Here is an 11831-nt window from a genome sequence, read left to right on the forward strand (position 1 = left end):
GGACCATTCACGGAAGTCCGGCACACCCGCAGGTGTCCCACGCACAGCCGCCATAGCAAATGCAGGCAGCAAAAAGCGCCAGCATTATAGGAGGGCGCTTGTGCGTCCGTGAACAGTTTCGACCGGCTAAGATCGGCCACCGATGCGTCGGTGACAGCCCGGACTATGGGGCCTGATACACCTCCCAGCAATCGGCAAACTGTTGCCACTCTCTACGGCTGAAATGTCTGTTAATACCCCAGACCGCAGCGTAGCCGCTGCCGAGCCTTGGCGAGGCTGCGATCGACCGCGCAGCGGTCGCCAAGCCAGGCGACGGCGCCCGGCTAGGTATACCGCGTCGCCAGATTTACGGGGCTGCGCCCCGATCGCAGCCTGCGGCAGCGGCTACAGGGTTTAGAGTCGACCGGCAGGTCGCGTTTGGCTTTGGCTTTGGCTTTGGCTTTGGCTTTGGCTTTGGCTTTGGCTTTTGATCTTGATCTTGATCTTGATCTACCCGCCCCATCGGGAGGCCGAGTGGAGGTGTTCATCAGGGGGATGGCGCGCAGCGCCCCTCGACGCAGTCGAGGACATCGTATGGAGGTCGAAGCGAAGCCGACCGGAGTCGATGCACCCTGATGGACGCCGGAGCGAGGGAACCTGAGCGCAGCGAAGGCCATACGCAGGGGCAAACGTTTTTTGGTTACTTTTTGCTGGGCCGGCATTCCGGCGTTTGAAAAAAAGTGACCCGCCGTAAGGGCGGAACCCTAAGTGGCCGTTACCGCAGGAATGGATATGTACACCATCCAAAAAATGCAGCGCCAGAACAGACGCCATCGCGGGCAAGCCTCGCTCCTACAGATCCGTGGCGCACCAAAAACAGTCGCTGCGTCATCGAACGAGAGTGCCGACATGATTGATCCCATCAGTCCCAAATAGGGACCGATAGGTCCCTTTCTGGGAACGATCAAGCCGTTCGGCAAGATCTACGACAACCCCGCCTTCACCAGCATCTCCTCCAACCCCAACAGATCCGGGATCTTCGCCACCTGCTCCCCCACCTGCACCGCGGCCTTTTCCAGCCGGCACAGCGGCACGTCGACGTAGCTCAGTTGGCTGTCGAGCCGGCAGGAGCGCGGGATGCCCTGGATCACCAGGGCGATGAACTTCAGCCGCTCGCGGCCGCCCAGGGTGTTGAGCACGACGATGCGGGCGCGTTCGCCGATGGCGAGGGGCTGGCCGCAGGCGGCTTCGAAGCTGATCAGCGGCAGCTGGCGGTCGCGCCAGGCGACAGCGCGCAGGTACCAGGGCGGGGCGTCGCTGGCGGGTTCACCGCGCTGGTAGTCGATCAGTTCGGCCACCGCGACGTTGGGCAGGATCAGGGTGCGGTCGGCCAGGGGCAGCAGCAGTCCGGTGAGGAAGCTGGCGCGGTAGTCATGCATGGGGTCTGCTCCACTGGGCGATGCTCTCCAGCAGCACCGACTCCTGGTAAGGCTTGCCGAGGTAATCGTTGACGCCGATGGCCATGGCTCGGTCGCGGTGTTTCTGGCCGGTGCGCGAGGTGATCATGATGATCGGCAGCTGTTGCAGGCGCGGGTCGGCGCGCACCTGCATCGCCACCTCGAAGCCGTCCATGCGCGGCATCTCGATGTCCAGCAGCATCAGGTCCGGGGTGTGTTCCTGCAGCAGCGCCATGGCGTCGACCCCGTCCTTGGCGGTCAACACGTTCATGCCGTGGCGTTCCAGCAGGCGGCTGGTGACCTTGCGCACCGTCACCGAGTCGTCGACCACCAGCACCAGCCTCGGCCGCAGCGGCTCGACCTCGGCAATCACTTCATCACCGGCCGCCATGCGCGGCACCGGCAAGCGCGTTTGCAGGGCGCGGATATGTGCCAGCAGATCGAGAATCAGCACCACCCGGCCATCGCCGAGGATGGTCGCGCCGGACAGGCCCTGCACCGCCGCGAACTGCGGCCCCAGGCTCTTGACCACGATTTCCCGGGTGCCGGCCATGGCGTCCACCTGCACGGCGATCCGGTGTTCGTTGTAATGCACCAGCAGCACCGGCAGCGGCAGGCTCTGCCCCAGCAGTTTCGGCCGGGCCACGGTGTGCAGCAGCTCGCCGAGGTAACACAGCTCATAGCGCTGGCCGGCGTACTGGTAATGGGGCGAGTCAAGCTGGTAGTAGCTTTCCAGTTCGTGGGGCAGTACCCGGACGATGCCCTCGATGGTGTTCAGCGGGATCGCGTACTGCTCCTCCAGGCACTGCACCATCAGCGCCCGGTTGACCGACAGGGTGAACGGCAGGCGGATGCGAAAATGCACGCCCTGCCCCGGGATCGAGTCGATGGTCATCGAACCGCCGAGCTGGCGCACCTCTTCATGGACCACGTCCATGCCCACCCCGCGCCCGGAAATCTGGGTGATTTTCTCCGCCGTGGAAAACCCCGGCTGCATGATGAATTGCAGCACGTCGCGGTCGCTGATCTCGACATTGGGGGCGAGCAGGCCACGCTTGATCGCCTTGCGCCGCACCGCCTCCAGCGGCACCCCGGCGCCGTCGTCGCGCATATCGAAGACGATATCGCCGCCTTCGTGGGACAGGTCCAGGGTAATCCGCCCCTGCTCCGGCTTGCCCGCGGCACGGCGTACCTCGGCGGACTCCAGGCCATGGTCGACGGCGTTGCGCAGCATGTGTTCCAGGGGCGCGACCATACGCTCCAGCACGTTACGGTCCATCTCGCCCTCGGCGTTGCCGACGCTGAACGAGACATCCTTGCCCAGCTCCTCGGCCACCTGGCGGACGATGCGCTTGAGCCGCGGCACCAGGCGCTCGAAGGGCACCATGCGCGTGCGCATCAGGCCTTCCTGCAGCTCGGTATTGACCCGCCCCTGCTGCTGCAACAGGTTTTCCGCGTCCTGATTGCGCCGGTCCAGGGTTTCCTTGAGGTCGAGCAGGTCGGACGCCGACTCGAACAAGGCCCGCGACAGTTGCTGCAACTGCGAATGGCGGTCCATCTCCAACGGGTCGAACTCTTCGTAGCCCAGGCGCTCGGCCTCGACCTGCTGGCGGCTGAGGATCCGCCCCTGGGTTTCGGTGTCCAGGCGGCGCAACTGGTCGCGAATACGCTCGATGGTGGTTTCCATTTCGCTCAGGGCCACCCGCGCATCGTTGACCTGTTGCTCGATGCGCCCCCGGAAGATCGAGGTTTCCCCGGCCAGGTTGACCAGATCATCGAGCTGCTCGGCCGAGACCTTGACCATATCCCCGGCCACCGCGGCTTCCGCCGGTACCACTGGCGGCTCGGGTTTGCTCGGCGGGCTAAGGTCGGGCAGCAGCAGAGGCGGCGCTTCGGCTTGGGTCGGATGGGTGAAGCCACGAATTGCCTCGATCAGGCTGTCGGCCGGCTTGATCGGTTGTTCGGCACGGGCCGCGTCGAGCATCTGCGCCAGGCGGTCCTGGCTTTTCTGCAACAGGCCGAACAGCGCCGGGGTCGGTTGCAGCAGGCCCGCGGACAGGCCCTCGTAGAGAAATTCCAGCTCGTGGGCCAGGTCGCCGATCGGCGCGATCTCCACCATGCGCGCGCCACCCTTGAGGGTGTGCAGGTCACGCAGCAGGGTTTCCACTTCCTGACGGCTGGCCGGTTCGGCCTGCCAGCGCGTCAGCGCCGCCCCCGAACTGTCGAGGATGTCGAAACCTTCTTCGAGGAAAATCTCCAGCAGCTCCGGATCGTGGGCCGCCGAATCGTCGGCCACCGCAGCCTCGGGCACCTCGCTGGTGACCCCGCTGCGCTGGCGAAAACCGCGGATTGCCTCGATCAGCGTCTTCGGATCGCTCAGCGCTTGCTGCGCCTGCAACTGCTGCAACAGCAGCGCCAGTTGCTCATGGCTGCGGCGCAGCAAGTCGGCCAGGACCTCGCCATGCTGGTAACGGCGATCCACCAGGCCTTCGTAGAGGTTTTCCAGTTCCTGGGCCAGGTCGCCCACCGGGCCGACTTCGGCCATGCGCGCGCCGCCCTTGAGGGTGTGCAGGTCGCGTTGCAGGGAAGACAGCGGCGCTGTGTTGTCCGGGTCGGCCAGCCAGCGTTGCAAGGCCTGGCCGGCGCTTTCGAGAATATCCACCGCCTCTTCGAGGAAGATCGCCACGATTTCATCGTCCGGTCCCTCCACCTCGATCGGCGCTTCCTGCTCCATCTTGGCGGTGGCGCTGGCCAGGTCGGTGATGCTCAGGGTGCGACTGCCGTCGCTGCGGATCAGGCCCATGGCGGAGGGATCGAGGCTTTCCTCGAGCAGTTCGCGCAAGGCCCGGACCATGGCCGGTTGCGGGCTGACTTCCTGGCCGGCGGCCAGTTCGTCGAGCATGTTGATCAGGGCTTCGTGGGCGTTTTCCGCCTCATGGAAAAACCGCTCGCCCACCGCCAGGCTGCTTTCTTCCACGGCGCCGTACAGGTCCAGCAGCGCTTCGCACAACTCGTCCATCGGCTGCAGGTCCGCCAGGTGCGCGCCTTCGCCGAGAGTGGTCAGTTCGTCCAGCAGCGCACTGAGCTCCTGGCGCTCGCCGGGGTGCAGCTGCCAGCGGCGCAGCAGGTTTTCGGCATCCAGCAGGATGTCCATGCCCTGGGCCAGGAAGCTGCTGATCAATTGCGCATCGCGCTTGACCCGCAGCCCGGTATTGGGCGCGCGGAGCAGGCTTTCCAGGCGCTCGGCGGTCAGCGCCTTGACCCGTTCGATCAGGTCAGCGGCGCCTTCGATGGGCACCAGCGGATCGCTGTCCAGCTGTTGCAGGCCACGGCGAAACAGGCCTTCGGCTTCCAGCAGCAGCTCGACTTCGTCCAGGTCCAGGGCCATCAGGTGCGCGCGATACTCCCGGGCCAGCAGGTCCAGCGGCGCCGCCAGCTCGGCGATCGGCAGCACGCCGGCCATGTGGGCGCTGCCCTTGAGGGTGTGCAGGGCACGCTGCAATTCGTCGCTGGCCTGCAAGGGCAGGTGCTCGGCAGCCTGATCGAGAAAACGCTTGATGCTCTCCAGATGGGTTTCGGCCTCGTTGCGGAAGATCTCCAGCAACTGCGGATCGAGCCCGTCTTCCAGCCCGTCTACCGACGCCGTATCCCCCTTGGCCAGGGCATGCGCCCGAGCAGCCAGGCGGTCGACATCGTCGCGCTGGCGCTGGGCCTGGGCGGCGAACTCGGCGACCAGCTCCGGCAGCAGCTGCAATACATCTTCGAGCAGTTGCCGCACCTGCGGCCCCGGCTCCACGCTGTGTTCCAGGACGCGGTTGAGCAGGTTTTCCACGGCCCAGGCCAGCTCGCCCAGCACCAGCGCGCGAACCATCCGCCCGCTGCCCTTGAGGGTATGGAAGGCCCGGCGCAGTTCGCCCAGCGCCGCCTTGCCGTGAGGGTCGGCGGCCCAGCGCGGCAGGTACTCGCGCAGCGCGTCGAGCACTTCGTCGGTCTCTTCGAGGAAGACTTCGCGCAGCTCGTCATCCACCGGCGCTTCATCGCCCGGCGGCGGCAACAGACTGCCCGGCGTATCCAGCGCCGGCGGATTGAGCGCCGAGACCGGGCTGGCCAGCACATCGGCCAGGGACTGCACCACTTCCGGGCTGTCCAGCTCCTGCAGGTCCTGCATCACCAGGGCTTCGTTGGGGCTGAGCACATCGCTGAGCAGCGGCACCTGTTCGCTCGCCACCCACTCGTCCGGTGCCTGCTTTTGTGGCACATAGCCCAGCGCGGCCAGGCCCTGCTCGGCCACGTCGAGAATCTTCTCCCCCGGCGCCTGGTGATCGTCGCTCAGGCGCTCCAGGTAATACTCGATGCTGGTGATCACGTCGGCCAGATTGTCCAACTGCTGCCAGCCGGGCTGGCGCGGGTCCAGCAACAGGTGTTCGCGCACAAAACCGATGCAGGCCTGCAAAAGACCCGCCGCCCGGCTCAGGGGGATCATCGCCAAAGCACCACGCACCTGGGTCAGCAGCTCCGGCAGCGCCTGCAAGTGTTCGCGGTCCCAACCGGCGTCGATGTAGTCGACGATCAGGTCCTTGGCCTGCTGCAGGCAGATCCGCGCCTCCTTGATCACCAGTTGGTGGATCTGGGTCAGGTCGGTGGTCGGCAGGCGGCTTTCTTCGCGGCTCTCGGGCTCGGCCGGGCCGATCATGCCAGCCAGGGTCGCCTCGACATACAGCAGGGCTCCGGCCACATCCATCAGCACCGCATCATTCGGTTCACGCTGGCCCTGGGCCAGGCTCAGCACCACCGCCAGCTGGTCGATGATGACCTTGCGCGGCTGGCCGAAACCCAGCACCGCCAGGGTGTCGGCGATCTGCCGCAGGGGCGCCAGCAGGCTGTCCAGGTCCGACGCGTGCTGGCGGTCGCTGCGCACGAACAGGTCCAGGCGTTCCTTGACCCGTACCAGCTCCTCGCACAAGGCTGACAGCACCGAACGCATGGCGTCGCGGTCAGGGCCGGCCATGCGGGCCCGCTCCTGGTCCACCAGCGCAGTGTCGGGCAAAGCGTCATCAAGTCCGTAAACGTCTTTCATGGTCTGCATCTGCGCGGTGGGATAGCGGGCCTTGGCGATGTAAAACAGCAGGCTTTTCAGCAGTTCGTCGGGGGCCGGCTGGTTGATCCCGGCGATGCCTTGTTCATAGAGGCGCTTGAGTTCGCGGTCGGCATCCTTGAGCAGGCTGCGCACCGCCGGGCTGTTGGCGATCGCCCCACTGCCCATGCCTTCCACCAGGGCCAGGGCGATCTGCCACAAGGGCCCCAGCGGGGCGTTCTGGCACAACACCTGGAGGCGTTCGAAGACCTTGGCCATGTAGCCCAGGCTGTTTTTCACATCCTGTTCGCGCAGCAGGTCGACCAGCGCGGTTTGCAGCATGTGCCGCAACTTGCGCAGCAGGATGGTCAGGTCGGGGGGCGCCAGGCGGTTCAGCGCCGCCTCGTCCAGGGCCGGCAGGTCCGGCAGTTGCGGGCTGAACAGGCTGGTTTCGCTCAGCAGGCCTTCGCCCCGGGCGCTGCGCAGGTCGTTGAGCAGCGGCAAGACCACCAGCGGCAGGTCGCGACGTGCGCTTTGCACCCGGTCGAGGTACTGCGGCAACTGGCTGATGGCTTGGCGCAGCAGGTAGATCGCCTCGTCGCGCTGGGCCACGCGGTACTCGCGCAGGGCCAGGGTCAGGGCTTCCATTTCTTCGGCGAGCAGCGCCGCGCCATAGAACTCGACCATCTGCAGGCTGCCGTGGACCTGATGGATGCAGTCCAGGCACTGGTCGAGGGCTTCCACCGCCTGCGGCTCGTCGACCAGATGATCGAGCGCCTGGTGGGCCTGCTTCAGCGTTTCGGCAATTTCGCCCTTGACCCATTCCAGGGCCACATAGTCGTGCCGATCACCCATTACCATTCCCATCAAAGTCGTGCTCCGGCCTCAGCGGTTTTCCCGCGGCGTCTGCTCGCGACTGGCCGGCAAGGTGAAACCGGACACCGAACGCCGCAGCTGGCTGGCCATTTTCGCCAGGTTGCCGATGCTTTCGGCCGTCGCGGTCGAGCCGGACGAAGTCTGTGAAGTAATCTGCTGGATCACGTTCATGGTCAAGGATATCTGTCCGGCCGACGAAGTCTGCTGCTGGGCGGCGTTGGAGATGCTCTGGATCAGCGCCGCCAGGGTCTTGGAGACGCCTTCGATTTCTTCCAGGGCCACCCCGGCATCCTGCGCCAGCCGGGCGCCGCGCACCACTTCCGAGGTGGTCTGCTCCATGGAGATCACCGCCTCGTTGGTGTCGGTCTGGATCGCTCGCACCAGGGTCTCGATCTGCCGGGTCGCCGCCGAAGAACGTTCCGCCAGGCGCTGCACCTCATCGGCCACCACCGCGAACCCGCGCCCGGCATCCCCGGCCATGGAGGCCTGGATCGCCGCGTTGAGCGCGAGGATATTGGTCTGGTCGGCAATGTCATCGATCAGGCTGACAATGTCGCCAATTTCCTGGGAAGATTCGCCCAGGCGCTTGATCCGCTTGGCGGTGTCCTGGATCTGCTCGCGAATGTTGTCCATGCCGTGGATGGTGTTGTGCACCACCTCGTTGCCCTTGTTGGCGATCTCCACCGAACGCTCGGCCACCGCCGAGGACTCGGCGGCGTTGGCCGACACCTGGTCGATGGACTGGGCCATTTCGTTGATCGCGGTGGAGGCCTCGGAAATCTGCTGGGCCTGATGCTCCGAGGCTTCGGCCAGCTGCATGGCGGTGGCCTGGGTTTCCTGCACCGCACCGGCGACCTGGCCGGCGGTGAGGTTGATGGTCGCCACCAGGTCACGCAACTGGTCCACGGAATAGTTGATCGAGTCGGCGATGGTGCCGGTGAAGTCCTCGGTGACTGAGGCGGTCACCGTGAGGTCGCCGTCGGCCAGGTCCTCGATCTCGTCCAGCAAACGCATGATCGCGTTCTGGTTGCGCTCGTTCTTCTCGGCGGTCTCGTGCAGCTGGCGATTGGTTTCACGCACCATCACCAGGCCGATCAGGATGATCGAGGCCAGCGCCGCCAGGCCCAGGACATAACCGCCGATAGTGTCCAGCGAACGGCCTCCGGCCAGGTTCTCGAAGCCGATGGCCAGGTGCGAGGCTTCATCGAGCAGGGTCTGCGACAGGCTGAAGATGTTGCTCGCCGATTCGCGGACCTGGAACAGTTCAGGAGAGGTTTCGAGGATTTCGTCCACCGAGCCGGAGACGAACTGGAACAGCTCGCTGATCTCGGTCAGGCGCGCCCGCGCATCGCGGTCCTCGACCTGGCTGATCTTCAGGGTCGGGTTGCCCTGGAGCATGCCGCTCAGCACCTGGCCGAAGCGCGCCGCGTCACGGCCAAAGGCGTCGGCGGCCTGCACCGCGTTCTCGTCGCCGGCCAGCACGGTATTTACCGCACCGAGAATGCGCTCGGCGAGCAGCGACTGGCGCTGCGCCATGGCCACCTGGGCGGCCGGAGCGCCGCGCTGCAGGAGGATTTCCACGACCTTTTCATACTCGACCTGCAGCTGCGGCACGGTTTCCGCCAGGGTCGCGGCTACTTGATGCAAAGACAGCACGGTCTGTTCGCTGGCCAGGATCGCGTCGGCGTTGTGCAGCAGCTTGTCCCAGTCCTGCTGCACCGCGTGCATTTCCTTGCGTACCGCCACCGGCGCGGCAGGCAGCCCGGTGGCCGGGTCGCCTTTTTTCAGGTAGCCCCAGCGCTGGGCGAAATCGTTGCGCGCATCGCCCAGCAGCTTGAAGGCCGCGGCCTTGCCCGCCGCGGCTTCCGTGGCGTTCTTGGCGATGCGCTGGGACAGCACCCGCAGCTCGCCGGCGTGGCCGATGTACTGCTTGTCGTAAGTGGCCTGGGTGTTGAGGTAAGCGAAGTTGGCGAACAGCAGCATGATGAACACGATCAGGGCGATGAACAGCACGATGATCTGCGAGCGGCTGCGCGATCCTTCCATTGGCTTGCCTGGGTTGGCTTTTAGCATCTGCACACCTGAATTCCGGTTGTTCCGTTGCTCGCGATGAGCATCATGCGCTGAACCTGCAAAACCGCGTCATCCCTTTCGCGGGCACGCCTGGCGCCTACAGCGCCACATCCAGAAACCCCGGCGACTGCGCCAGGGCGAAGGGACTGAATACCCACCAGACCTGCTCGCAGGGGAAATACCCCCGCAGGTACGGCGCGATGGCGCCCTGTTCGCTACCGCTGGCAGCCGTCTTCAGGCTGCTCTGCTCGAAATGCTGCATGCCGGCCACCTCGTCCACCATCAAGCCGGCGAACACTTCCTTGTGCTCGACCACCAGCACCCGCCGCTGCTTGCGCAGCGCCGACAGCTCATGGCCGAAGAACCCGCACAGATCCATGATCGGCAACAGCCGTCCGCGCAGGTTGGCCACGCCCTTGACCCAGGGCTTGACCCCAGGCAGCAGGGTGTAACGGGGCTCGTGCAGGACTTCGCTGACTTCCCCCATCGGCGCCACATACCAATGCTCGCCGATGCGAAAGCCGATACCGCTCCAGCCGTGCTGGCGGGTTTCCTGGGAGGGCAAATCGGCCGCCAGCAGGCGGCAGCGCTGGTCGATCTCGAGCAGCAGTTCGAAGGCGGTTTGCGACTCGGCCATGGCGCGGGCGGTCAGCCGGCCAGGACGTTGTTCAGGGTCTTGATCAGGGTGTCTTCGTCGACCGGCTTGGTCAGGTAATCCTTGGCGCCCTGGCGAGTGCCCCAGACCTTGTCGGTTTCCTGATCCTTGGTGGTGATGATGATCACCGGGATATGGCTGGTTTCCGCGTCCTTGGTCAACTGACGGGTGGCCTGGAAGCCATTGAGGCCGGGCATGACGATGTCCATCAAGACCGCGTCGGGTTTTTCCTGGCGCGCCAGGGCCACGCCGTCGGCGCCGTTTTCGGCCTTCAGGACTTCATGACCGTGCTTTTCCAGCATGCCGGTCAGTTTGTACATTTCAGTCGGCGAGTCATCGACGATCAGAATACGAGCCATGGTCTTCCCCATACGAATAGGCGTGCGGCCCGCTGGCCGGACCTCAATGTGCTTGTTCTACTGCGGCGAACCCCGGCACATGGGCCTTGATCGCGCTCAGCAGCTCTTCCTTGCTGAAAGGCTTGGTCAAAAACTGGTCAGAGCCGACGATGCGACCCTTGGCCTTGTCGAACAGACCGTCCTTGGAGGACAGCATAATCACCGGCGTGGACTTGAACGCGCTGTTGTTCTTGATCAGCGCGCAGGTCTGATAGCCATCGAGCCGCGGCATCATGATGTCGACGAAGATGATGTCCGGGTGGTGGTCGGCGATCTTGGCCAGCGCCTCGAAACCGTCGACCGCGGTAATGACTTCACAACCCACATTCTTCAGCAACGTTTCGGCCGTGCGGCGAATCGTCTTCGAATCATCGATCACCATCACCTTGAGGGCGCTGGATTGCTGTTCCATATCTGCTCTACCATCGCCACAGCGAATCGATTTTCTGCCCGTACTGGTAGCCAGTGCCTCAAGCCCTTGATGTTCAAGGCCTGAGCACGGCATGCGAGCCTTTTTAGCATACTCTCCCCATGCAATCTATCGGCCGACCGGCGCGGTGGTTTTTCCTTGACCGGGAACCGCCCGAGCGCCACTCTGACGCCACTTTTTCAAGCCATTGCGCCCACTAATTTTCGAGGAAACCGCCCATGAGCGTTCGCGTCGGGATTGTCATGGACCCTATCGCCAGCATCTCCTATAAGAAGGACAGCTCGCTGGCCATGCTGCTGGCCGCCCAGGAACGCGGCTGGACCCTGTTCTATATGGAACAGCGGGACCTGTACCAGGCGACCGGTGGCGTGGCCCGGGCGCGGATGCGTCCGCTGAAGGTGTTCGCCGACCCGCAGAAGTGGTTCGAACTGGAGGCCGAGACCGACAGCGCCCTGAGCGAACTGGACGTGATCCTGATGCGCAAGGACCCGCCGTTCGACATGGAGTTCGTCTACTCCACCTACCTGCTGGAGCAGGCCGAGCGCGACGGCGTGCTGGTGGTCAACAAGCCGCAGAGCCTGCGCGACTGCAATGAAAAGCTGTTCGCCACCCTGTTCCCGCAGTGCACCCCGCCGACCATCGTCAGCCGTCGCCCGGACGTGTTGCGCGAATTCGCCGACCATCACGGTGACGTGATCCTCAAGCCGCTGGACGGCATGGGCGGCTCGTCGATCTTCCGTCACACCGCCGGCCACCCGAACCTCTCGGTGATCCTCGAAACCCTGACCCAGCATGGCAAGCAGCAGATCATGATCCAGGAGTATCTGCCGGCCATCGTCGATGGCGACAAACGCATCCTGATGATCGACGGCGAACCTGTGGATTATTG

General features: G+C 64.8%; 7 protein-coding genes. 1 reads left to right on the forward strand and 6 read right to left on the reverse strand.

Going from position 1 to position 11831, the window contains the following annotated elements:
• Window positions 1-962: 962 nt before the first annotated feature.
• The 6 genes from J4D52_RS20085 to pilG form a co-directional block, all read right to left on the reverse strand.
• Entirely contained in the window at window positions 963-1418 is a 456-nt protein-coding gene (locus J4D52_RS20085; protein WP_063433298.1) for a chemotaxis protein CheW, read from the reverse strand.
• Window positions 1411-7365 (reverse strand): Hpt domain-containing protein, encoded by a 5955-nt coding sequence (locus J4D52_RS20090; RefSeq protein WP_063433299.1) that lies wholly within the window; start codon window positions 7363-7365, stop codon window positions 1411-1413. The genes J4D52_RS20085 and J4D52_RS20090 overlap by 8 nt, the downstream gene beginning before the upstream one ends.
• A 30-nt stretch (window positions 7366-7395) precedes the next feature.
• Window positions 7396-9459, reverse strand: a complete 2064-nt coding sequence (locus tag J4D52_RS20095; protein WP_009051306.1) for a methyl-accepting chemotaxis protein — start codon at window positions 9457-9459, stop codon at window positions 7396-7398.
• A 97-nt stretch (window positions 9460-9556) separates the two neighbouring features.
• Window positions 9557-10096, reverse strand: a complete 540-nt coding sequence (locus tag J4D52_RS20100) for a chemotaxis protein CheW (protein ID WP_025807193.1) — start codon at window positions 10094-10096, stop codon at window positions 9557-9559.
• 11 nt (window positions 10097-10107) lie between these two features.
• Window positions 10108-10473 (reverse strand): twitching motility response regulator PilH, encoded by a 366-nt coding sequence (gene pilH / locus J4D52_RS20105; RefSeq protein ID WP_007953328.1) that lies wholly within the window; start codon window positions 10471-10473, stop codon window positions 10108-10110.
• A gap of 43 nt (window positions 10474-10516) precedes the next feature.
• Window positions 10517-10924, reverse strand: a complete 408-nt coding sequence (gene pilG, locus J4D52_RS20110; protein ID WP_016704855.1) for a twitching motility response regulator PilG — start codon at window positions 10922-10924, stop codon at window positions 10517-10519.
• Between the two features lie 236 nt (window positions 10925-11160).
• Here pilG and gshB point away from each other — a divergent pair.
• Window positions 11161-11831: glutathione synthase (gene gshB, locus J4D52_RS20115; protein WP_207272151.1), on the forward strand; the 671-nt coding region annotated here is incomplete at its 3' end.

It is taken from the genome of Pseudomonas sp. GW460-12-10-14-TSB1 (genome assembly GCF_017349775.1).
Taxonomy (GTDB): Bacteria; Pseudomonadota; Gammaproteobacteria; order Pseudomonadales; family Pseudomonadaceae; genus Aquipseudomonas; species Aquipseudomonas piscium.

Coding starts and splice junctions, on each gene's coding strand:
- J4D52_RS20085 (WP_063433298.1), bottom strand. CDS start 1,418: ATGCATGACTACCGCGCCAGCTTCCTCACCGGACTGCTGCTGCCCCTG.
- J4D52_RS20090 (WP_063433299.1), bottom strand. CDS start 7,365: ATGGGTGATCGGCACGACTATGTGGCCCTGGAATGGGTCAAGGGCGAA.
- J4D52_RS20095 (WP_009051306.1), bottom strand. CDS start 9,459: ATGCTAAAAGCCAACCCAGGCAAGCCAATGGAAGGATCGCGCAGCCGC.
- J4D52_RS20100 (WP_025807193.1), bottom strand. CDS start 10,096: ATGGCCGAGTCGCAAACCGCCTTCGAACTGCTGCTCGAGATCGACCAG.
- pilH (WP_007953328.1), bottom strand. CDS start 10,473: ATGGCTCGTATTCTGATCGTCGATGACTCGCCGACTGAAATGTACAAA.
- pilG (WP_016704855.1), bottom strand. CDS start 10,924: ATGGAACAGCAATCCAGCGCCCTCAAGGTGATGGTGATCGATGATTCG.